Below are 20,171 nucleotides of genomic sequence, written 5' to 3' on the forward strand. Positions count from 1 at the left end.
CCGAGTGTCACGGCAGGCGCGAGCCGCCTTTCCCTTTCTGGCGGCTGACGGGATCTCGCCGGGGCACGGGCGTCGCTCCTTGTTTACGGTCGACGGGGACGTCGTAGATGCGGGACGGCCAATATTTGAGATCGAGTCGGGTAGGAATTACCGATTTGGGGTGCCGAACCGAATCCGTTTGTTGTTTCTATGCAACCGTCAAGACGATGACATGTAAGAATGGTGCGATGAAAGCCTTCAAAAAGACCTCGTCAAGAAGTCAAAAACAAACGTTAAAACAAATACTTATGACGCGGCCCCACTTTCATTATTTCTAGTTCTGGAAAAGCTTATTTCTTTATTTGCGGATCGCTCCCCTAGGGTACACCCCTAAACTCACGGTTCCCAAACGGGCAACTATCCGGGCGCCGCCAGCAGGACCGATGGCGCTCCCGGGCGGTTGAAGACCGTTTATGAACAAGGTCGCGAGACCTGCCTCTTTTTAAAAGGGAGCTCCACGAATGAACAAGACTCTGATCGTTGCAGCAGCTGCAGCATCGTTCGCTACCGTCGCTCACGCGCAAAGCAGCGTCACGCTGTACGGCGTGCTGGACGCAGGCATCACCTACACGAGCAACGTCCAGCCGGCACTCGGCCAAGCTGGCAAGTCGCGTTGGGCGATGGGTTCGGGCATTGACCAGAGCCGTTTCGGCCTGCGTGGCTCGGAAGACCTGGGTGGCGGCCTGAAGGCAATCTTCACGTTGGAAAGCGGCTTCAACATCGGTAACGGCCGCTTCGCAAACGGCAACGGCGGCATGTTCAACCGCCAGGCTTTCGTCGGCCTGTCGAGCCAGTACGGCACGGTCACGCTGGGTAAGCAGTATGACGCAACGCAAGACTACCTGGCGCCGCTGACGGCAACGGGCTCGTGGGGCGGCACGTACTTCGCGCACCCGCTGAACCTCGACCGTCTGAGCACGAACGGTGATGTCGCACAGAACAACACGATCAAGTTCACGAGCGCGAACTACGCTGGCCTGCAATTCGGCGGCACGTACTCGTTCTCGAACAACACGAACTTCGGCAACAACCGTGCGTACAGCGCAGGTGCTGCATACCAGTTCCAAGGTCTGAAGCTGGCTGCTGCATACTCGCAAGCGAACCTGGGTGACGGTACGAACGCAAACGGCGCAACGTCGTCGGCGATCGGTGGCATCGCTAACCAAGGCCGCGTCCGCACGTACGGTGCTGCTGCTGGCTACGCATTCGGCCCGGCACAAGTCGGCGCTGCATGGACGCAAGCACGTCTCGACAACAACGCAGTTGGTCTGGGCACGCTGCGCACCGACAACTACGAAGTCAACGCAAAGTACAACCTGACGCCGGCTCTCGGCCTGGGTGCTGCTTACACGTACACGAACGCGAAGATCAACAACGGCAGCACGCACTGGAACCAGTTCGGCCTGCAAGCTGACTACGCACTGTCGAAGCGTACGGACGTCTACGCACAAGCTGTGTACCAGCGTGCAGCGAAGAACGGCATCGGCGCGTCGATCTACAACGGCAACAGCTTCAACGACAACCTGCCGAGCTCGTCGATCAACCAAACCGCAGCAACGGTTGGTCTGCGTCACCGCTTCTAAGCGTGACGGGCGGGGTAACCCGCTTCGCAGCATCGAAAAGGCGCCTTCGGGCGCCTTTTTTTTGTGTGCAGAAGGCGATGACGATAATCCGGATCGTCCGGATGCAAAAAAGCGAGGCCTGTGCCTCGCTTTTTTCGTTCTGCGCCCGTATGGCGCGGCGCTGGTCGCCGGTGGCTCAGCGCGTGTATTCGCCTTTGGCTTCCGGCTGGAACACGATCGCGGCGACCTTCATCAGCTTTTCGGCGCCGCTCGGCTGCATCACCTTGACCATCTGGCCGCGTTGCGTGCCCAGCAGCGCCATGCCGACGGGCGAGAAGACGTTCAGGCGTCCGAGTTCGAGGTTGGCGGCATCCGGATAAACAATCGTCCAGGTGGCCTGTTCCTGGGTCGCTTCGTCGAGCAGCGTGATTTGCGAGTTCATCGTGACGACGTTCGCCTTGATGGCGTCGGGCTGGACGATATCGGCGCGTTCGAGCAGCGTGTCGAGCATCGTCTGGAAGCGCGGGTTGTGCTCGGCGTGCTTTTCGAGGCGAGCGACGTCGAGTTCGGTCAGCTGGTAAAGGCGTTGTTTCATGGTGGTTCTCCAAATGATCGGCAGGGGGGCAGGCGTGGCGTGCCTATGAGGATCGCCCGGAGCCTGTCTAACCTGGCTCCGGGTGGAGACCGAGCGGTCAGATCAGGCGCCGGGCAGGGGCGAGCGGCGCCTGGGCCGTGCGTCGAACGAGGGGATGCGCCGGCTGGCCGGCGCACGCGCGCACGCCGGCCGGGCCGGACGGCGAAACCGAAAGGGGCGTGAGCGCGTACATGGTGGATGGAATATCGACTGGCGAATAAAACCTTACGATTCTACAACACAACCTTCCGAACATGTGATCCGACTGTTGGCGTTTCGTCAGCGATTGTTGTGTAGATGAAGCAAGTGGCAGCGACCCTGTCCGGAAACAGTGGGCGATATTTGCCAAAAATGCAACGCTGTATATTCAAACTAAGGGTTTCCCCTTGGAATGACGAGCACTACACTGCATTCAATCGCTTCAGACAAGTCGTGCCGAGGCGACGTCAAAAGAGAACATATTCCGGAGGTAAATCATGAAGTCGATCATCTACGCAGCCATCGCCGCATCCATCCTTGCCGCTCCGATTGCATCGTTCGCGCAGTCCGAGCAGGGGTTGACCCGCGCTCAGGTCAAGGCAGACCTCGTGCAACTCGAGCAGAACGGCTACAAGCCGCTGGCGAGCGATTCGCAATATCCGAGCGACATCCAGGCCGCCGAGCAGCGTATCCAGCCGAACCAGCCGATGCTCGCGCAAGCCGATACGAGCGGCTACGGTGCCGTGGCGACGGGTGCCGCGCAAGGCGGCCGCCGCGTGACGCGCGAAGCGCCGAATCCCGTGAATTCGGTCTACTTCGGTAACTGATTGAACACCCCGCGGGTCTGCCCGAGTGCACCGCTGAATTGACGAGACGCGCGCCAGTCGCGCGCGTCGTTCGCCCGCAGGAGCAGAACCTCCGTCGCCGCACGCCGGCGGCTTTCCGCCCAGACGCTGATGCGTTTGGGCCTTTTTCGCTGAGGCGGATCAGACGGACGTGACGTTAGGCGTGCCGTGGATATAGTGTTCGAGCTGGCTGATCGTGAATTGCTGATCGGCAATCACGCTCTTCACGAGGTCGCCGATCGAGATGAGGCCGACCAGCTTGCCGTCGTCGAGCACGGGCAAGTGGCGCATCCGGTGCTCGGTCATCAGCGCCATGCACTCGTCGGTGGATTGCGACGGTTCGACGTAGCGGACCTTCGCCGTCATGATTTCCTCGACGCGGGTGGCTTTCGACGAGCGGTCCTGCAGGACGATCTTGCGCGCGTAGTCGCGCTCGGTGACGATGCCCGCGATGTCGTCGCCGTCCACGACGAGTAGTGCACCGATGCCCTTTTCCGCCATCAGCTTGATGGCGTCGTAGACGAGATCGGTCTTCGTGACGGTGTAGATGGTGCGGCCCGAATCCGGCTTGGCCTTGAGAATCTGCGCGACAGTCGTGCTCATTCGCTTTCTCCGTATGCAGGTCGATGCAGGGCAGGCGGGACGTGATGCGCGTCACCCGGTGAGCCCAGTATAGCCGGGCGGGCGGCGGCAGTCGCGTGACGTTTCCAGATTAGCGGTAAACTCCCGTCACGCACCATCCACACAACTCCTACATTCCTGAACGTTTCGATTGAATTCATGATGTCTTCGCGTCCCCAATCGCCCACGCCGGGCAATGGCCAGGCCGACGAGTGCGTGACGCTCGTCGCCACAGCGTCGCTGCCTACGCGCTACGGTACGTTCACGTCATACGCATTTCGCGTATCGGGCAGCGATGCCGAACATCTCGCGCTCGTGATGGGCGACGTGACAGGCGAGCAGTCCGTGCTGACCCGGCTGCATTCCGAATGCCTGACCGGTGACGTGTTCGGCTCGTACCGCTGCGATTGCGGCGAGCAACTCGATCTCGCGTTGCGTTACATCGCGGCCGAAGACCGCGGCGTGCTGCTGTATCTGCGCGGGCATGAAGGCCGCGGCATCGGCCTGAGCAACAAGATCCGTGCGTACGCGCTGCAGGAGCAGGGGCGCGATACCGTCGAGGCGAACCTCGATCTCGGCCTGCCCGACGACGCTCGCGAATACGATTCGGCCGCTGCGATCCTGCGCATCCTCGGCGTGACGTCGGTGCGGCTGATGAGCAACAATCCGAAGAAGTTCGATACGCTCGTGAAGCACGGCATTCCCGTCTGCGAGCGCGTGGCGCTCGCGGTGCCCGTGCGCGAGGAAAACGAGCGTTATATCCGCACGAAGCAGACGAAGTTCGGGCATTACTTCGAAGAAAACGAGTAACTGGAGCGGGCGCGCCGGCGCCCGTTTCTCGTCATCTGTTCTTCCGATCGTTGCGGGTACAAGCGACGATCGCGATTTTCTCCCCCTCATTCGTTCCGGTTCCGGGTTCTCGTGACGTCAGTTGCATTGCGCGCGGCGTCCGTCCGTTCCGTACTCCCGTGACGATCACGCCGTCGAATCGATACGAACGCCTGACGCTGCATCGTCGGCGATCGGCGGATGCGCTATCGCCCGGGTAGCCACGCCGGCGTGCAACGGCTCACGCGTGTCTGCCTGTCAGCGCCACGTACCGTTCTGCAACACGATCCGGTAGCCGTCGGCATCCTCGAAGGTCTGGCCTGATATTTCCCAGTACGGATTGAACGACGTCACCGGCATGAAGCCGTGTGCGGTCGCGCGCTCGCAGGCTGCTTCCCATTCCGGACGATCGGGCAGGTAGAACACGATCAGGTCCTCGGGCGTCGGTGACGGCGCGATCGGATGGTCGGGGCAATGCGTGAACTCGAAGTGATGGTCGAGGCCTTCGCGTCCGAGGATCACGCCGGAAAAGCCGTCGTGATCCTCGAAGCGCGCGAGGACCGACAAGTCGAGGGCGTCGCGATACATGCGCTCGGTGCGGGCGAGGTTGCTGACCGGGCGGGCAATGCGCAGATGGGCGTGCAAGATGGCCTCGGCGGGAAGTGGCGGGCTGGTCAATGATAAGCCGGCCGATCCGGATTGAGCGAGGCAAGCGAATCGTGTTTCCGGCGATACTCGCCGTATCGAACGATATCGATTCGGCTCGGCCAAACGGATCGAATTGTCGAGCCTCGTTTCGCGAAAGAAAAAACATGACACTTCTCGATCCTGTGTGGGCACCCCGCGTCGCAGCGGCCACTCGTCAGCAAGACCTTCGAATGCATGCGTTCGGCAGCGCCTGCCGTACGACGCGCGGATACGCGCATGCCGGTAGGGAGGTGACGAATGGGTAAGCCCGATCTGCGTCGGCCGGTTGCCGGACCTTATCGTCAGTCGCGATGGGCGGCGGACTGGAGGCCGCTTTCGGATGGGTGGCAAAGGGGACGTTGGTACTGGCCGGGCTGGCGATGGTCGCGTTGGCGGCGCTGACGGGCGACGTCGGCGGCCTGACGGACCTGCCGTCGACCAGGAAGGGCTGGTTGTACCTGCTGCTGATCGTGGTCGTGGCGGTCGCGCTGATATTTGCGGTGCATCACTACTGGCTACGCCCGGCCGGCATGCGTCCGGCAGGTTAGCGGGAGCGGAAAATGATATGGCCCCGCAATCCGCGCAGGCAATAAAAAAGCCCGCTGCTTGAGCGGGCTGAATCCATGTTTGGAGACATGGAGGAGACAGACGTAAATTTAAGGGAAAACCCGGACGTTTGCAAGCCCTCGTTGTATCCGCACAACTTGCCGCCGCGCAGCCCGCCTGGTGGCCGCGCGCGGCCTGGCTCATTTACATGCCGGCGGCGGCCCGTGCATGCGCCGCGAACCCGCCGAACCGCTCTTGCGCGACAGGCAGCGCATATTTGCTGCGCATCTCCGTCTCGATCCATGCACACGCCTCGCGCGCGCAGTCGGTCAATGCGTGCCGCGTCGCATGCCCGTCGATGTCGTAGACGAAACGCACGCCGACCTCGTCATCGTCAACCTGTCGTTCGAGCTGATTGAGCTGCAGTTGCGGCCCGTGCTGTTGGGACAGCGCGCGCAATTCGTCGAAGTGATATTCGAGCCAGTCCGCGAAGAACAGCGCGTCGCTGTGGCTGGGCAGGCGGAAAGCCGCGCTGCGCGACGGGCGCGCCGCGATTTCGCCGGCCGCCGCATGCGGCTCGCGGTCGACGGCGACGGGCAGATCGACCGGCGCGAGCGGATGCCGAATCCGCCGGTACGGCTCGCGATCGCGCAATGCGTGCCACAGCAATTCGTCGCCGGCGGCGCCGGACGGCTGCATCGTCAGGTCGTGCCGGCCGTCGCCGATCGCGGTGATGTCGCGGATCACGAGGCGCAGCGAGCACAGCGGCTCGTCCGCGACCAGCAGGGTGGCCGGGCGCGGCAGCCCGCACACGAGCGGCGCGGCGCCGGCGGCACGAAACACGAGCCCGCGGCGATCGAGCCGCACGAGCGGCAACGGCCTGGGAAACGACGGATAGGCGACCGCGATGCGGGCGCCGCTGGCGCTCGTCAACCCGGGCATCATCGCGCGAAAGACCTGGGACTGGTCCACGTTGGTTCTCCTTCGTTACGATTCCACCCGGACGGAAACGTGCGTTCCGGCTCAGGCGGCGATAGCTTGCCGGGTAGCCTGCCCCGGCTCGATTCCTAGCGCAGCAAACGTTTGCGGATCGATGTCGATCCAGCACGCGACCACCAGACGTCCGTCTACCTGCTTCGGCGGGCCTGCGCGGTGCGCGTGTATGCCGATCCGGCGGAACAGCCGCTCCATGCTCGCGAACGTCACGCCGATCAGCTGCCGCGCGCCGAGCTGCGCCGCGCATTCGACGACGGCCGCGAGCATCGGGCGCACCGCCCATTCGGCGTTGCCCGCTCCGCCTTCGTCGTCGGTCGCCGCGAACCGGGACAGCTCCCAGACAGCGGCCGATTGCGGCAGCGGCATGTCCTCGGCGACCAGGTCGGCGAACAGCGACTTCAGCAGATATGGGCGCGTCGTCGGCAGCAGGCGCGCGCATCCGCACATGTCGCCGTCGGCGTTGCGCGCGAACACGTAGACGGTATCGTCGCGATCGAACTGGTCACGCTCGAAACTTTCGTTCGCCGACGGGAGCGCCCAGCCGAGCTGTTCGACGAACACGCGGCGCCGATAGCGCCCGAGATCCGCCGCGAGTGCGTGTGGCAACCGCCCTTCCTCGTGAACGAAGGTCTGCATGGATGTCCTCGGATCTGTGCTTTTGTATGCACGCATTACAGCGCGCAGCACGAGGAGCCTGTAACTGGTAACTCTTACAGGGTGACGTCGTAAAGACGCCATTTGCGTGGTGGTAACGGTTTCTTGATCGACGGGATTGAAAACCGGGCCGCTTTTGCTTATAAAGAGCGCCAGTCTTGCAAAATCGTCAGAGGAATGCGCGGCCAGTTGTCACTGGAGCGTGGGACCGGCATGATAGGCGTCGTTGTGCCCGAGCAGGGCGGACGCGACCGCGGCAGGCCAGTCGATCGCGGCGAGCCGCGCGGCGAGCGCGGCGGCGGTGCGGAACATGCCGATGTCGGCGCCCTTGGCGTCGATGGCCATCACGTTGCTGCGGACGTCGCCGCCCGCGATCACGAACGTGCCCGTCGCGCGTTCGAGGTACCAGTCCCAGCCGACCGTCACGTAGGCGACGCCGGCACCGGCCGCGCGATGCCATTCGGTATAGCCGGCGAGGCGGGCATCGATCGCGTTGTCGCGCAGTTCGGCCAGCAGCGAGGGGTCGAGGCCGCTCGCGACATGGTCGAGTACAAGTGCGGCCAGTGCGCCTTCTGACAGGCGTACGTAGCCGTCCGGGGACGGGCCGGGGACAGGGTGCAGCAAGGGTGAAGTCATGCGCGGAATGTATCAGCCTCGAATGGGTGCTGGAACCTGACAAGTATGACAGCGTGAAAGTATGACAGCGTGACGTTGTCGGAGAAAGAATGGAACTGCGCTGGCAGGATGCCTACCAACAATTCAGCGCCGCGGAAGACGAGCAGCAGCTCTTCCAGCGGATCGCCGCCTATTCCAGGCGGCTGGGATTCGAATATTGCTGTTACGGCATTCGCGTACCGCTGCCCGTTTCGAAGCCGGCGGTCGCCATCTTCAATACCTATCCGGACGGCTGGATGGCGCACTATCAGGCGCAGAACTATATCGAGATCGACTCGACGGTTCGCGACGGCGCGCTCAGCACCAACATGATCGTCTGGCCGGACGTCGATAACATCGATCCGTGCCCGCTGTGGCAGAACGCGCGCGATTTCGGGCTGTCGGTGGGCGTCGCGCAGTCGAGCTGGGCGGCGCGCGGCGCGTTCGGCCTGCTGAGCATCGCCCGTCATGCCGACCGGCTGACGCCGGCCGAGATCAACATGCTGACGCTGCAGACGAACTGGCTCGCGAACCTGTCGCATTCGCTGATGAGCCGCTTCATGGTGCCGAAGCTGTCGCCCGCGGCGGGCGTCACGCTGACCGCGCGCGAGCGCGAGGTGCTGTGCTGGACGGCCGAAGGCAAGACCGCGTGCGAAATCGGCCAGATCCTCAGCATCTCGGAGCGGACGGTCAACTTCCACGTGAACAACATCCTCGAGAAGCTCGGCGCGACCAACAAGGTCCAGGCGGTCGTCAAGGCGATCTCGGCCGGACTCATCGAAGCGCCTTGACGTGACGTGACGCGACGGCGGCGCCGGATGCGGCGGCCGCGGCGGCCGCCACGCGGCTCATTCCATCATCGGCTCCGCTTCCTTCGCGGTCCAGCTCACGCTGGAAATGCTTTTCTCCATGCTCATCCGGCTCGCGATCTGCTCGAGCTTCTGCTGATCCTTCGGATGCAGCTTCAGCGTCGCGGTCACCTTCAGCCGGTCCGGCTGGTCGGGCACGTCCTCGCTCGTGAGGCTCTGGAACGACAGCGGCTTCGCATACATCGCGTTCGACAGCAGCGTGCGGATGTGCACTTCGTCGGCGGCGAGGCAGATCACGGTGATCTGGTATTCGCGCACGAGATCGGCATTCGAGACGGGCGTCGCGTTGATGGCCTGGCTGACGCCGCGCAACACCGTATTGGTGAGCAGCACGACGCCCGTGCCGGCGAGCGCGGGCACGTAGTGGCCGGAGCCGGCCAGTACGCCGACGGCGGCCGAGCACCATAGCGTCGCGGCCGTGTTGATGCCCTGGATCGAACCCTTGTCGCGCATGATCACGCCGCCGCCGAGAAAGCCGACGCCCGACACGACGTACGCGGCGATCTGCGTGACGCCCGCGACGCCGTTGCCGGTCAGCACGCCGAGCGTGACGAACAGGCACGCGCCGCTCGCGACGAGCGTGATGGTGCGCAGGCCGGCCGTGCGCTGGCGCATCTGGCGCTCGAGGCCGATGGCGACGCCGCAGGCGAACGCAGTGAAAAGACGGAGTGCGAAATCGAAAGTCATGGTTGTCCTGCCGTGCGAAAAGCGCATGCCGGCTCGCGTCGCCGCGGCGCAAGGCCGAAGGCGACGCGGCGATAGCCGTCATCGCGCGGTACTGTACCGCGCGAATGCGTCATTCAATGTGAAACGGATGGCGTGCGGCTCGCGGAACGCGAGCCGGGGCAGGAGAACTGCGGCGGACAGGCGTTCAGGCGGCAAGCGGCGCACGCAACGGAGTGCTGCTACTGTCCACGATGGTTCCTGAAGGAAGAATGGGCGGCATTCTAGTGGGCGGCGCGCGCCCGCGTCAACCGCCTTGCGGCGGCGCTACTGCGCCGAGCCGATCGTCCCCGTCGCGAGCGCGAGCGCGGCGGCGGCCGACAAGGCGCCGGCATAGCTGTCGACTTCCGCGTTGCGCGCGGCGAGCAACTGGCTTTGCGCGATCGTCGCGTCGGTGACCGAGCCGACGCCGTTCCGGTACGCGGTCAGCGCCGCGTCGTAGCTCGTTTGCGCGGCATCGACGAGCGCCTTCGCGGCGTCGTGCGACGCCAGGCTCGTCTGCACCGCGTTCTGCGCGGCGACGACCTGGCGCACGGCTTCCTCCTTGGTCCGCGTGAGGCGCGCGGAGGCGCTTTCCGCGTCGTTGCGCGCCTGCATCAATATGGCCGAGCGCAGGCCGCCGTCGTACAGCGGGATCGTCACGCCGACGAACACGCCGCCGCCGTAGCGGCTGCCGTTCAGGTTGACGGTCGGCGCCTGGTCGCCGATCGCCGGCAGCGCGGAGATGGCCGTGCCGCCGCTCGCATACGACGTCGACGCGGACAGGAAAATCTTCGGCATGAACGCGGCTTCCGCCGCCTTGATCTTCGCGCGATTGGCCTTTTCGACCGCGAACGCGCCCTGCAGGTCGGGGCGGCGCGCGATCGCGTCCGACACGATTGCGTCGACCGACGAACCGAGCGCGGGCGGCAGCGGCCGCTTCGGCAGCGCGGCGATCGTCGGCTTCGACAGCGGCGAGATGCCGAGCGCGGAGACGAGCGCGAGGTAGCTGTCGCTCTCGGCGCCGTTCGCTTGCACGAGCGCGAGGTTCGCCTGCGCGCGGTTCTGCGTCGCCTGCGCGAGCTCGACGACCGTGCCGACGCCGTGCTTGAGCCGCGCGCGGGACGCGGCGAGGATCGCATCCGCGTTCGTGAGTCCCTGTTGCGCGCTCAGCGCGCGCGAGCGTGCGGCTTCGTAGCGGTAGTACGAGACCGTCACGTCGTGGATCACCTGCTGGTGCACGGCCGTGAACGCGACGTTGGACGCGATCGACGCCTGTTCGGCCGCTTCGACGCGCGCCGCGCGGCCGCCGAAATCGAACAGCAGCCATTGCAGCGACAGCGCCGAAATCGTGCCGTGCACGGTGGTGTTGCTCGATGAATCGCCGAGGATCGTCGACGTCGAGCCGTGGTTCGCCTGGTACGCGCCCATTGCCGTCGCCGACAGGCGCGGCAAATAGGCGGATTTGGCGAGGCCGACCGCGAGCGCCGCGTTGCGCGCGTCGTTCCATGCGATGCGGGTCAGCGGGTTCGCAGATTCCGCGAGATCGATCAGTTCGGGCAGCGTGTACGCATGCGCGGCATCGAGCGCGGCCGGCGCCGAAACCGACGCGAGCGCCGGCGATGCAGGCAGCGTGTAGTCGTGCGCACCTTGCGCGGACGCGCGCGGCGGCGCCGCCACGATGTCGCCCGCAGCCGACGTTTGCGGCTGCCACGGGCGGTCGGATGCCTCCGGCGCCAGATCGATCGACGACGTCGCGCAACCGGCCAGCGCGACGGCGGTCGCGAGGGCAGCTACGGCGATCGAGGCGGCCGGCGGTTCAGGTCGACGCATGGGGGGCAGGCTCCTTCGGGGTGGCTTGACGGGCGTCGTCGGCGATATGCGCGAGCCGCGTGTCGATCAGGTTCAGCAGCGCATCGCGCGCGGGGTCGGGGGGGGCGGCGTCCGTCGGTGGCGCCGGGGCATGCGTGCGGGGCGCAGTGTCGTCGTCGCCCGGTTCGGTCACGCGCGCGAGTTGCGCGCCGATCGCCGCGTCGCCGGGCTGGCGTTCGGCGAGCAGGAACAGCGGGCCTTCGATCGCGCCGAGTTCCGCGAGCGCGCGCCGCCGGGTGGCGAGCCACGTCGCGGCCGGCCGCACCCACGACGGTTCGTAATGGACCAGGCCGAGTTCCTGCGAGATCGCCCCGTGACGCGCGAACGCGTCGGCCGCGAGCGTGCGCCGTTCGGCCGGCTGCGCGATCTGCGCGATGCGTCGCCACTGGTCGAGCAGCGCGGCGAACGCGACGTCGATCTGCTTGCCGATGCTGACCGGCCAGATGCGCGTGAACACGAGATACACGACGACGTTGCCGAGCAGGATGCCGATCGTACGGTCGCGGGCGATCGTCAGGTCGAAGCCGGGGCCGGCGCCCTGGATCACGCACAGGAAAAACGCGAACGCGACCTGGAAGCCCGCATACGCGATGCGTGGCGAGCCGAAGGCGATCCACGCGGACAGCCACGCGCCGGCGAACACCAGCGCCATCAGGTGGCCGACCGACGACAGCGCCGGCACGACGAACACGAGCGCGGCGGTGCCGAGCAATGCGCCGATGATGCAGCCGAAGATCCGCAGCGTGAGCTTCTCGACCGTTTCGGCCGTCGAGCCGAGCGACACGATGTAGCAGGTGACGACGCAGGTATGAATGCCCGACCAGTCGAGCTGCGAGTACAGCAGGTAGCAGAAGATCGCCGCGGCGGTCGTCTTCAGCGCATAGCGGATGTGGTCGGGATTGGTGCGTGCGTCGGGCAGGAAGAAGCCGCCGCGTGGGGCCGGTACTGGCGCGGCAACGGGTGCTTCAAGCGTGGCTGCAGCGGCGGCGGGCGTTGCGTTGGCCGAAGCCTGCGTCGCCGCATCGGCCGTCGGCACCGTCGCGCCCGCCTCCGCGAAATGCGTGATCGCTGCCTGGAGATCGGTCGCGGCGATGCGCGCGAGCGGCGGCAGCGCGTCGGAGGGCGGCAGCGCGAGCGTCACGTCGACCGGGTAGCCGCCGCATTCGAGAATGGCGGCCATGTCGTCGAGCGTCGCGGCGATCGGCGTGGCGAACGCATCGGGCAGCCGCGCGTCCGGCTCGCGATCGGCCAGCGCGACGCCGACCATCAGCGCGGTGCTCGACGCGATGGCCCGTCGCAGCGCCGCGACGTCGGCGGCGGTCGACGAGCCTTCGAGCTTCGACAGCTTGAGCCACGTGAGCAACGGCTTGTCGCCTTCGCGCAGGCTCGCGTCGAACGCGGCACGGGCATCGTCGTCGCCGCGCAGTCGCCGTGCGGCGAGCCGCAGCCGCTTCGCGAGCTGCGCATGCGCAAGCTTGCGCGGCGACGGCGCGATCAGCAGGTTGACGACGATCGCCACGCCGACGGGGATCGCGATCGTCAGCCAGATGTACAGCAGCGCGCGGGTGGCGGCTTCGCCGAACGGCGCGAGGCCGAGCTGGTCGAGCCCGAAGCCGACGATCATCGCGAGGATCGCGCCCACCGGGCGCAGCTTGCTGGCGGAAGTCAGGTACAGGAGGGCGACCGACAGCACGGCCATGCACGCGACCCGCAGGATCGAATAATCGATGCTGAAGATCGCGATGCCGAGCACGAGCCCGATCACGATCGTGACGATCAGCAGCAGCGCGGCCGCGAGCACGACGCTCGTCACGCGGTCGGCGCGGATCATGAAGAACACGACGTACGCGGACAACGCGGCTTCGGGCGTGCCGTACGCGGCCGTCACGAGCGCGGTTAGCGCACAGATCAGCGCGACGCGCACGGCCATGGCCGCGCGCCCCGGAAACGGCGCGAGCAGCCGCAGGACTTCGCGCGGGCCCGGCGAGCGGACGTCAGCGGCAGGCTGAGCCATGCCGGACCTCGACGATCGCGCTTGCGCCGACACGCACGAGCTTGCCGTCGGGTTCGTCGAGCTTCACGCGCACGGGGAAGCGCTGCGCGACGTGCACCCAGTTCACCGAGCGCTGCACGATCGGCAGCGAGCGCGGCAGGTTGATGCGGTCGCTGTCCGCGATGCCGGCGCCGATGCCGACGACCTTGCCCGTCATCGGGCGGTCGCGGTCGATCATCGAATAGACGGTCGCGCAGTCGCCGACCGCGATGCGATTGAGCGACGTCTCGCGGAAATTGCCGACCGCGAACCATTCGCTCGCGTCGATCAGCGTGAAGATCGACTGGTTCGGCGCGAGGGTTTCGCCGGGAAGCACGCTCAGGCCCGTCACGAGCCCGTTGTGCGGTGCACGCACGACCGTATCGTCGAGCGCATGCTGCGCGCGGGCCAGCGCGGCTTCGCGCGCATGCAGCGTTGCGATCGCATCGGCGTCGTCGCCGATCGTCTGCGCGGATGCGCGCTGCTGCTCCTGCGCCTGCGCGAGCGAGACGGACGCGTCGCGCTGGCGCACCTTCGCCTGGTCGAACTGCTGCGCGCTGACGTAGCCCTGCGCGGCGAGCGGCGCGAGCCGGTTCACGTCGCGCGTCGCGAGATCGTAGTTCTGCGTCGCGCGCTTGACCTGCTCGGCGGCGACGGACGCATTCGAGCGCTCGCCGATCAGCGAACGGTGGCGCGTGTCGAGCGATGCGCGCGCGAGTTCGAGGTCGGCCTGCGCCTGCGCGACGGTCAGCCGGTACGGCACGGGATCGATCACGTACAGCAGGTCGCCTTTCGCGACGCGCTGGTTTTCATGCACGGCGAGCTGCACGATGCGGCCGCCGACCGGCGACGCGACGTGCACGACATCCGCGTCGATCGACGCGTCGTCGGTGGACGGGTAGGCCGTCGTGCGGTGGTACGCGTATGCGAGCGCCGCGATGCCGAGCGCGACGATCGCGAGCGCGATCACGCGGCCTTTGACGGAGGGGCGGGCGATGCCGGCGGCCTTCATGCGAACGGCCCCGTGCCGGCGAGCCAGACGATCACGGCGACCACGAGCCCGATCGCGGTGCAGACGGCGAGCTGGTAGGGCACCGTCGCGGCCCAGCCGGTCGCGACGAACACGCGGTGCGCGACGATCGCACCGACGATGCCGACGATCGCGCTGACGAGCCACAGCGGGAAATACGCGCCGAACAGCACGTAGGACGGCGCGCCGCGCGATGCGCAGCCCGCGAGCGGCAGGGCGGGCGCCAGGACGGCGGCGACGCGCAGGGGCGCGCGCGGCGTTGTTTTTCTCATGGTGTGACGAGCTCGACGTTGGGGGTGGATGCCGGGCGCGGCGCAATGCGGATCGTCGCGACCGGCCGGGCCGCGACGACGATTCCAGGATACGGAGCCGATCATAAATCAGCGCGATGCGGATCGCCAGCGATCCGGCACGCGTTCACGGCATGGGCCGAGGCCGGCCGCGGCCGCGCCGCCGGTCATGCCGGACGGTCCGGCCGTGCGCGTCGGCAGCGATGGCCGGAGCGCGGCGATTCTGCCGGCACCCGCGCGCGTAGGGTTGCTAACGGACTGTAAAGGATCGTCAGACGAAATCACGCAGCGGAATTTGCGATGCCGACGCAGTGGAATCGGCACGCAAATCGCCGATTGCCGCTCGAACGCATGCGAATTCGGTCAGTCCGGCTGCCCGCACGCGTCCTCGACGAGCAGGTCGACGAGATCGCGTGCGAAGCGCGGCAGCGCATCGAGATCGGCGACGCAGATCTGCAACTGGCGCTCGGCCCAGTCGTCCTCGAGCGCGACGAGGCGCAGCGCCATCGTCTTCGCATGACGGCGCGCGGTGCCTTCGGGCAGCACGCCGACGCCGACGTTCGCCTCGATCATCCGGCAGGCCGTCTCGAAGTTGCTGACCTGGATGCGCCAGCGCAGCGTGCGCTGCACGTCGGCGGCCGCGCGTTTCAGGAAGGCGTGGATCGCGCTCGCCTCGGGCAGGCCGATGAAGTCGTGGTCGAGCGTCGCGACGAACGGCGTCGATGACCGACCGGCGAGCGGGTGGCCGAGCGCGGTCGCGAGCACGAGGCGGTCGCGCCGGTATGGCATCGCCTGCAGCCCGTCGGTGCGCACGTCGCCGGCGACGATGCCGATGTCGATCATGCCTTCCTGCACCGCGCGTACGATGTCGGGGCTCAGCCGCTCCTGCATGTCGATCGTCACGTCCGGATGATCGACGAGATAGTGACGCAGCACGCCCGGCAGGAACTCGCTCATCGCCGTGGTGTTCGCGAACACGCGCACGTGGCCTTTCACACCCGACGCATATTCCTGCAGGTCGCCGGTCAGCTGCTCGAGCTGGCGCAGCACGCGGCGCGCATGCGCGAGCAGCGTGTCGCCCGGCGCGGTCAGCGTGACGCCCTGGCTTCTGCGGCTCAGCAGTTTCACGCCGACCTGCTCCTCGAGGTGCTTGATCCGCGTGCTGGCGGCCGGCACCGACAGGTGCGCGCGTTCGGCGCCGCGCGTGAGGCTGTTCGCTTCCGCGATGTGCGTGAAAAGTTTGAGGTCGACGAGATCGAAGCGCATGGACGTGGCGGCGGGAGGATGGCCGATTATCGCGCGAAGCCGCACGGCGCTGCACCGCCGGCCGGGACCCGTCGTCGCGGCCGGGATCTGTGTACCATCGTGCGTATGGCACGACGCGCGGCACCGGGCATCACGGCCGGTGCGGCGCGCGTCGCGGAAGCGGTAGTGCAACGAAGGTGAACGTTCCATGCGAAGTTTCTTTGTCCGGTTCATTGCAATCGGCGTGCTGTTCCATCTGTACGTCGGGATGCGGATCATTCCCGATGCGTTCGTGTCGCCGCTCGCGCGCACGATCGCGGCGCTCGTGCTGGCGAGTTTCGTCATCTTGATTCCGGTCGGCATGTTCTCGCGCCGCTTCGACGAAGGGTGGGCGGCGACGCTGGTCGGCTGGGCCGGCGCGCTCGCGATGGGCTTCTTTTCGTCGCTGCTGGTGCTGACGTTCCTGCGCGAAATCGTGCTGCTCGGCGTGCTCGCGTGGCGGCATCTCGGGCATGACGGCGCGTGGAGCGGCGCCGCGCCCGACACGGCGCTCGGCGTGCTGGCGGCGGCGGTGCTTGCGACCGTGATCGGGTTCGTCGGCGCGCGCCGCACGGCGGCGGTCAAGCGCGTGTCGATTCCGGTCGCGGGGCTGCCGGCCGCGCTCGACGGGCTGACGATCGTGCAGCTGTCCGACATCCACGTCGGGCCGACGATCAAGCGGCCCTACATCGAACGGATCGTGCGCGCGGTCAATGCGCTCGACGCCGACCTGGTGGTCGTGACGGGCGACGTGGTGGACGGTTCGGTCAAGCGCCTGCGCGAACACACGGCGCCGCTCGGCGAGATGCGTTCGCGGCACGGCACCTTCCTCGTGACGGGCAACCACGAGTACTACGCGGGTGCGCATGCGTGGATCGACGAGTTTCGTCGTATCGGGCTGACGGTGCTGCTGAACGAGCACGTGCTGATCGAGCGCGGCGGCGCGCGGGCGGTGCTCGCGGGCGTGACCGACTTCACGGCGGGCGGCTTCGATCCCGCCCATCGCAGCGACCCCGCGCAGGCGCTGGCCGGTGCGCCGCGCGACGTCGGCACGAAGATCCTGCTCGCGCACCAGCCGCGCAGCGCGGAAGCGGCGAACCGCGCGGGCTTCACCGTGCAGCTGTCGGGGCACACGCATGGCGGCCAGTTCCTGCCGTGGCCGCCGTTCGTGCGGTTGCAGCAGCCGGTGATCGGCGGGCTGAACCGCTTCGGCGACATGTGGCTGTATACCAGCCGAGGCACCGGCTACTGGGGGCCGCCGAACCGCTTCGGCGTGCCGTCGGAGATCACGCTGATCCGGCTGACGCGCGGCTAGCGGGAGGCCGGAAGGCGGCTGTTGTTCGATGCATGCGATAGCGTCGAAGCCGTCGCTTGGGGTGCGCGGGAACAGGGCGGCTCGCCGTGGCCGGGAATCGCGACCCGGTTGCGCTTCATCGCAGCGCACGGCGGTTTCCCTTGATCGTCGAATGACAGCGCATGGCGGCGCACGGCGCCGTTGGCTAGTATGCAGACATGCCTCGCCCGTTCCGTTCCTCGCCGGTTCCTGCCGACATGTCGACGTCCGATCTCTTCGCTGATACGCCCGTGCCCGACGTGGACTGGCACCCGGACTGGCTGGCGCCGCCCGCGGCCGACCGCGCGCTGGCCGCGCTGATCGACGAGGTCGCGTGGCGGCAGGACACGATCCGCACGCCGCGCGGGCGCATTCCGTTGCCGCGGCTCACCGCATGGCAGGGCGAACCGGATGCCGTGTACGTGTACTCGGGCATCCGCAACGTACCCGAGCCATGGACGCCGGCCGTGCTCGGGCTGAAGCACGCGGTCGAGACGACGTGCGGCGTGCGTTTCAACAGCGTGCTGCTCAATCGCTATCGCAACGGGCTGGACAGCCTCGGCTGGCACGCGGACGACGAACCCGAACTCGGCGACGCGCCGGTGATCGCGTCGGTGAGCCTCGGCGCGATGCGCGTGTTCGATCTTCGTCATCGCGCGACCGGCGTCACGCATGCATACCGCCTCGTGCATGGCAGCCTGCTCGTGATGCGCGGACGCACGCAGGCCGAATGGCAGCACCGGGTGCCGAAGGCGCCGGGCGTGCAGGGCGAACGCGTGAACCTGACCTTCCGGCGCGTGTCGATGATGGGCGGATAGGTCGCGCCCCGTTTTTTTGATCCACGAAAGGTCGATGCAAGCAATCGGCCGGGCGTGCGGCGCGTTGTCGCATGAAAGCGATGCCAGGCGGCCCGGCGTGGCGCTGAGGCCCGTCCCGCAAGGGTTTCAGGTAGATTCGATCGACCGCCCGGTTTCGATAGGTGAGTGAAACCTCTGATGGTGCGTCGCAACAATTCTTGAATAGACTGTCGAATGACAGAAGTGCGTCGGCATGCCGGCGCGACCCTTTCGACATGCCTCCGTGTGTTGCCGACGCAGCGCGCAATGGGGCAGGAGCAAAACGCGTGACCGTACTCGACCCTTCCTTCGCACCCTCGCTGCACGTCTTCGAGCAAGACGGCGGATGGCAATGGGCGCTGACGGTGAAGCGGGCGACCGGTGTCGGCGTGAAAGTCGTGGCGTTCAGCCCGGAAGGCTTTCGCGGCGAAGCCGACGCATACGCCGCCGGCCAGCTTGCCCGCGCCGAATATGACGCCGCCGTGACGGCCTGACGCCGTCGCGGCGTCCCGCCCGAGGATCGCCTTCACCCTTGGCCGCTCGCTGCCGGGCGGTGCTTTCCCGATCGTTTTCCGTTTTCAGTCCTTTGCCCCGCGCGATGCATGCATCGTGCGGGCGCCAGCGCGCCTGTCCGCCCGCGCGCGCCGCGCCAAATGGTCCGTACCATTCGACACGTGCGTGCCATACGTCGCGCTTAACGTCCGAGCACGGCGTCCGTCGCGTCGGCGAGGCGGCCTGCGCCGCGGTTTGAACGCCGGACGCCGACCCATCGACAAGAATGATGCAGGTCATGTGCGACGACAGAACCGACTACCACCGCCATGCGCGCGGCGGACCGCGCCCGACGCGGGCGCCGGAACGGGGATTCACGCTGATCGAGGTGCTGATCGCGCTGGCGATCGTGGCCGTGGCGCTGGGCGCCGTGATGCGCGCGATCGGCGCGCTCGCGTCGGACACTGACATGGCGCGCATGCGCCTGCTCGCGTTGTGGAGCGCCGACAACGCGCTCGGCGAGATCCGCATCGCGTCGAGCTGGCCGTCCGTCGGCACCAACACGTTCGCGTGCCCGCAGGGCCGCTACCGGTTCGTGTGCCGCCAGTCGGTGGCCGCGCTGCCGAGCCCGCTCGTGCGGCGCGTGACGGTGAGCGTCTATCCGTCCGCATCGAGCCGCAACGTGCTCGCCGAAGCCGTCACGGTGATCCAGAATGAAGCGCGCCGCTGAACGTCGCGGGGCCGGGCGCGCCCGCGGCTTCACGCTGATCGAGATGCTGGTCGCGATCGCGCTGCTCGCGGTGATCGCGCTGCTGTCGTGGCGCGGCCTCGACGCGACGATCCGCGGTCGCGACGATATCGCATCGAATCTGGCGCAAACGCGTCTGCTCGGCCGTTATTTCTCCCAGTTGCAGTTCGACCTGATCAACCTCGTGACGGCTGACGAGGTGTTCGGGCCGCCGCTGCGCATCCGGCCGAACGAACTCGTGATGGTGCGCCATCTTGGCGTCGGCGGCGGGCCGACGCAGATGCAGGTCGTGCGCTACCGGCTCAACGGGCGCGAACTCGTGCGCAGCGCGTCGCAGCCGCTCGCGTCGCTGGCCGAAGTCGAAGACGCGCTGCACCACATGGATGCGTTCGCGCGCGTGGTGGTCAGCAACGATGCGCGGACGATGCAGCTTTCCGTGTGGATTCCACCGGGCGGCTGGACGACGAGCCAGACCGTCATCGAGCAGAGCTATGCGCAGTTTCTCGCGCAGCACGGCGTCAGCAACATCACGTCGCTGGGCATGCCGCTGCCGCGCGGCGTGCGCTTCGCGGTCACGATGGGCGCGCCGGCAGTCGAATACGTGCGGACGATCCCGATCGGCCAGTGATGACGGCGCG

The 20,171-nt window shown here is 66.9% G+C and carries 22 protein-coding genes; 10 read left to right on the forward strand and 12 right to left on the reverse strand.

Annotation, left to right across the window (positions count from 1 at the left end; genetic code table 11):
* Positions 1–500: 500 nt before the first annotated feature.
* Positions 501–1,622 (forward strand): porin, encoded by a 1,122-nt coding sequence (locus HWX03_RS18825; protein WP_175821754.1) that lies wholly within the window; start codon positions 501–503, stop codon positions 1,620–1,622.
* A 175-nt stretch (positions 1,623–1,797) separates the two neighbouring features.
* Here HWX03_RS18825 and HWX03_RS18830 read toward each other — a convergent pair whose 3' ends face one another.
* A complete protein-coding gene (locus HWX03_RS18830) occupies positions 1,798–2,196 on the reverse strand; it encodes a GreA/GreB family elongation factor (RefSeq protein ID WP_175872213.1) in 399 nt (132 codons plus the stop codon).
* 515 nt (positions 2,197–2,711) lie between these two features.
* Here HWX03_RS18830 and HWX03_RS18835 point away from each other — a divergent pair.
* Positions 2,712–3,041, forward strand: coding sequence for a DUF4148 domain-containing protein (locus HWX03_RS18835; protein WP_175872214.1), 330 nt, complete (start codon positions 2,712–2,714; stop codon positions 3,039–3,041).
* Between the two features lie 159 nt (positions 3,042–3,200).
* Here HWX03_RS18835 and HWX03_RS18840 read toward each other — a convergent pair whose 3' ends face one another.
* Positions 3,201–3,662 (reverse strand): CBS domain-containing protein, encoded by a 462-nt coding sequence (locus HWX03_RS18840; RefSeq protein ID WP_174431480.1) that lies wholly within the window; start codon positions 3,660–3,662, stop codon positions 3,201–3,203.
* A 177-nt stretch (positions 3,663–3,839) separates the two neighbouring features.
* On the opposite strand from HWX03_RS18840, the gene ribA reads away from it, so the two are divergent.
* Entirely contained in the window at positions 3,840–4,490 is a 651-nt protein-coding gene (ribA, locus tag HWX03_RS18845; protein WP_006480964.1) for a GTP cyclohydrolase II, read from the forward strand.
* A 276-nt stretch (positions 4,491–4,766) separates the two neighbouring features.
* Here the strand turns inward: ribA and HWX03_RS18850 are convergent, their stop codons facing one another.
* The gene (locus HWX03_RS18850) at positions 4,767–5,153 is read right to left on the reverse strand and encodes a VOC family protein (protein WP_175821752.1); all 387 of its coding nucleotides are present in this window, start codon (positions 5,151–5,153) and stop codon (positions 4,767–4,769) included.
* Between the two features lie 386 nt (positions 5,154–5,539).
* Here HWX03_RS18850 and HWX03_RS18855 point away from each other — a divergent pair, with 386 nt between their 5' ends.
* On the forward strand, positions 5,540–5,743 hold the full coding sequence (locus HWX03_RS18855; protein WP_244132670.1) for a hypothetical protein: 204 nt from the start codon (positions 5,540–5,542) through the stop codon (positions 5,741–5,743).
* A 202-nt stretch (positions 5,744–5,945) separates the two neighbouring features.
* Here HWX03_RS18855 and HWX03_RS18860 read toward each other — a convergent pair whose 3' ends face one another.
* From HWX03_RS18860 to HWX03_RS18870, 3 genes are all read right to left on the reverse strand, one after another.
* Positions 5,946–6,713 (reverse strand): hypothetical protein, encoded by a 768-nt coding sequence (locus tag HWX03_RS18860; protein WP_175872215.1) that lies wholly within the window; start codon positions 6,711–6,713, stop codon positions 5,946–5,948.
* A gap of 51 nt (positions 6,714–6,764) precedes the next feature.
* Positions 6,765–7,373, reverse strand: a complete 609-nt coding sequence (locus HWX03_RS18865) for an acyl-homoserine-lactone synthase (protein WP_175872216.1) — start codon at positions 7,371–7,373, stop codon at positions 6,765–6,767.
* A gap of 210 nt (positions 7,374–7,583) precedes the next feature.
* A complete protein-coding gene (locus HWX03_RS18870) occupies positions 7,584–8,027 on the reverse strand; it encodes a DUF4902 domain-containing protein (RefSeq protein WP_175821748.1) in 444 nt (147 codons plus the stop codon).
* Positions 8,028–8,116: 89 nt separating this feature from the next.
* Between HWX03_RS18870 and HWX03_RS18875 the strand changes: the two genes are divergently transcribed.
* Positions 8,117–8,836, forward strand: a complete 720-nt coding sequence (locus HWX03_RS18875; RefSeq protein ID WP_175872217.1) for an autoinducer binding domain-containing protein — start codon at positions 8,117–8,119, stop codon at positions 8,834–8,836.
* A 57-nt stretch (positions 8,837–8,893) separates the two neighbouring features.
* Here the strand turns inward: HWX03_RS18875 and HWX03_RS18880 are convergent, their stop codons facing one another.
* From HWX03_RS18880 to HWX03_RS18905, 6 genes are all read right to left on the reverse strand, one after another.
* Positions 8,894–9,601 carry an MgtC/SapB family protein gene (locus HWX03_RS18880; protein ID WP_006483946.1) on the reverse strand — a complete coding sequence of 236 codons (708 nt, stop codon included), beginning with the start codon at positions 9,599–9,601 and terminating at the stop codon, positions 8,894–8,896.
* Positions 9,602–9,904: 303 nt separating this feature from the next.
* Entirely contained in the window at positions 9,905–11,449 is a 1,545-nt protein-coding gene (locus tag HWX03_RS18885) for a TolC family protein (protein ID WP_175872218.1), read from the reverse strand.
* On the reverse strand, positions 11,436–13,502 hold the full coding sequence (locus HWX03_RS18890) for an FUSC family protein (protein ID WP_175872219.1): 2,067 nt from the start codon (positions 13,500–13,502) through the stop codon (positions 11,436–11,438). The genes HWX03_RS18885 and HWX03_RS18890 overlap by 14 nt, the downstream gene beginning before the upstream one ends.
* Complete coding sequence (gene mdtN, locus HWX03_RS18895) at positions 13,483–14,532, reverse strand: multidrug transporter subunit MdtN (protein ID WP_174431489.1); 1,050 nt, start codon at positions 14,530–14,532, stop codon at positions 13,483–13,485. The genes HWX03_RS18890 and mdtN overlap by 20 nt, the downstream gene beginning before the upstream one ends.
* Entirely contained in the window at positions 14,529–14,822 is a 294-nt protein-coding gene (locus HWX03_RS18900; protein ID WP_069620939.1) for a hypothetical protein, read from the reverse strand. The genes mdtN and HWX03_RS18900 overlap by 4 nt, the downstream gene beginning before the upstream one ends.
* A gap of 381 nt (positions 14,823–15,203) precedes the next feature.
* Complete coding sequence (locus HWX03_RS18905) at positions 15,204–16,106, reverse strand: LysR substrate-binding domain-containing protein (RefSeq protein ID WP_175872220.1); 903 nt, start codon at positions 16,104–16,106, stop codon at positions 15,204–15,206.
* Between the two features lie 187 nt (positions 16,107–16,293).
* Here HWX03_RS18905 and HWX03_RS18910 point away from each other — a divergent pair, with 187 nt between their 5' ends.
* The 5 genes from HWX03_RS18910 to HWX03_RS18930 all read left to right on the forward strand — a co-directional run bounded on the left by HWX03_RS18910 (position 16,294) and on the right by HWX03_RS18930 (position 20,161).
* A complete protein-coding gene (locus tag HWX03_RS18910; RefSeq protein ID WP_175872221.1) occupies positions 16,294–17,439 on the forward strand; it encodes a metallophosphoesterase in 1,146 nt (381 codons plus the stop codon).
* Between the two features lie 236 nt (positions 17,440–17,675).
* The gene (locus HWX03_RS18915; RefSeq protein ID WP_175872222.1) at positions 17,676–18,275 is read left to right on the forward strand and encodes an alpha-ketoglutarate-dependent dioxygenase AlkB; all 600 of its coding nucleotides are present in this window, start codon (positions 17,676–17,678) and stop codon (positions 18,273–18,275) included.
* A 305-nt stretch (positions 18,276–18,580) separates the two neighbouring features.
* Positions 18,581–18,787, forward strand: a complete 207-nt coding sequence (locus HWX03_RS18920; protein ID WP_175821739.1) for a hypothetical protein — start codon at positions 18,581–18,583, stop codon at positions 18,785–18,787.
* Between the two features lie 296 nt (positions 18,788–19,083).
* Positions 19,084–19,515 carry a type II secretion system minor pseudopilin GspI gene (gspI, locus tag HWX03_RS18925; RefSeq protein WP_175872223.1) on the forward strand — a complete coding sequence of 144 codons (432 nt, stop codon included), beginning with the start codon at positions 19,084–19,086 and terminating at the stop codon, positions 19,513–19,515.
* Complete coding sequence (locus HWX03_RS18930; RefSeq protein ID WP_175872224.1) at positions 19,499–20,161, forward strand: prepilin-type N-terminal cleavage/methylation domain-containing protein; 663 nt, start codon at positions 19,499–19,501, stop codon at positions 20,159–20,161. Before gspI ends, HWX03_RS18930 begins: the two co-directional genes overlap by 17 nt.
* Positions 20,162–20,171 lie beyond the last annotated feature (10 nt).

Origin of the sequence: Burkholderia sp. BCC0397 (genome assembly GCF_902832865.1) — a bacterium.
Classification (GTDB): domain Bacteria; phylum Pseudomonadota; class Gammaproteobacteria; order Burkholderiales; family Burkholderiaceae; genus Burkholderia.

What these genes read in the sequence shown, in the direction of transcription:
- HWX03_RS18825 (WP_175821754.1), top strand. Translation starts at nt 501, where the DNA reads ATGAACAAGACTCTGATCGTTGCAGCAGCTGCAGCATCGTTCGCTACC.
- HWX03_RS18830 (WP_175872213.1), bottom strand. Translation starts at nt 2,196, where the DNA reads ATGAAACAACGCCTTTACCAGCTGACCGAACTCGACGTCGCTCGCCTC.
- HWX03_RS18835 (WP_175872214.1), top strand. Translation starts at nt 2,712, where the DNA reads ATGAAGTCGATCATCTACGCAGCCATCGCCGCATCCATCCTTGCCGCT.
- HWX03_RS18840 (WP_174431480.1), bottom strand. Translation starts at nt 3,662, where the DNA reads ATGAGCACGACTGTCGCGCAGATTCTCAAGGCCAAGCCGGATTCGGGC.
- ribA (WP_006480964.1), top strand. Translation starts at nt 3,840, where the DNA reads ATGATGTCTTCGCGTCCCCAATCGCCCACGCCGGGCAATGGCCAGGCC.
- HWX03_RS18865 (WP_175872216.1), bottom strand. Translation starts at nt 7,373, where the DNA reads ATGCAGACCTTCGTTCACGAGGAAGGGCGGTTGCCACACGCACTCGCG.
- HWX03_RS18870 (WP_175821748.1), bottom strand. Translation starts at nt 8,027, where the DNA reads ATGACTTCACCCTTGCTGCACCCTGTCCCCGGCCCGTCCCCGGACGGC.
- HWX03_RS18875 (WP_175872217.1), top strand. Translation starts at nt 8,117, where the DNA reads ATGGAACTGCGCTGGCAGGATGCCTACCAACAATTCAGCGCCGCGGAA.
- HWX03_RS18880 (WP_006483946.1), bottom strand. Translation starts at nt 9,601, where the DNA reads ATGACTTTCGATTTCGCACTCCGTCTTTTCACTGCGTTCGCCTGCGGC.
- HWX03_RS18885 (WP_175872218.1), bottom strand. Translation starts at nt 11,449, where the DNA reads ATGCGTCGACCTGAACCGCCGGCCGCCTCGATCGCCGTAGCTGCCCTC.
- HWX03_RS18890 (WP_175872219.1), bottom strand. Translation starts at nt 13,502, where the DNA reads ATGGCTCAGCCTGCCGCTGACGTCCGCTCGCCGGGCCCGCGCGAAGTC.
- mdtN (WP_174431489.1), bottom strand. Translation starts at nt 14,532, where the DNA reads ATGAAGGCCGCCGGCATCGCCCGCCCCTCCGTCAAAGGCCGCGTGATC.
- HWX03_RS18900 (WP_069620939.1), bottom strand. Translation starts at nt 14,822, where the DNA reads ATGAGAAAAACAACGCCGCGCGCGCCCCTGCGCGTCGCCGCCGTCCTG.
- HWX03_RS18905 (WP_175872220.1), bottom strand. Translation starts at nt 16,106, where the DNA reads ATGCGCTTCGATCTCGTCGACCTCAAACTTTTCACGCACATCGCGGAA.
- HWX03_RS18910 (WP_175872221.1), top strand. Translation starts at nt 16,294, where the DNA reads ATGCGAAGTTTCTTTGTCCGGTTCATTGCAATCGGCGTGCTGTTCCAT.
- HWX03_RS18915 (WP_175872222.1), top strand. Translation starts at nt 17,676, where the DNA reads ATGTCGACGTCCGATCTCTTCGCTGATACGCCCGTGCCCGACGTGGAC.
- gspI (WP_175872223.1), top strand. Translation starts at nt 19,084, where the DNA reads ATGTGCGACGACAGAACCGACTACCACCGCCATGCGCGCGGCGGACCG.
- HWX03_RS18930 (WP_175872224.1), top strand. Translation starts at nt 19,499, where the DNA reads ATGAAGCGCGCCGCTGAACGTCGCGGGGCCGGGCGCGCCCGCGGCTTC.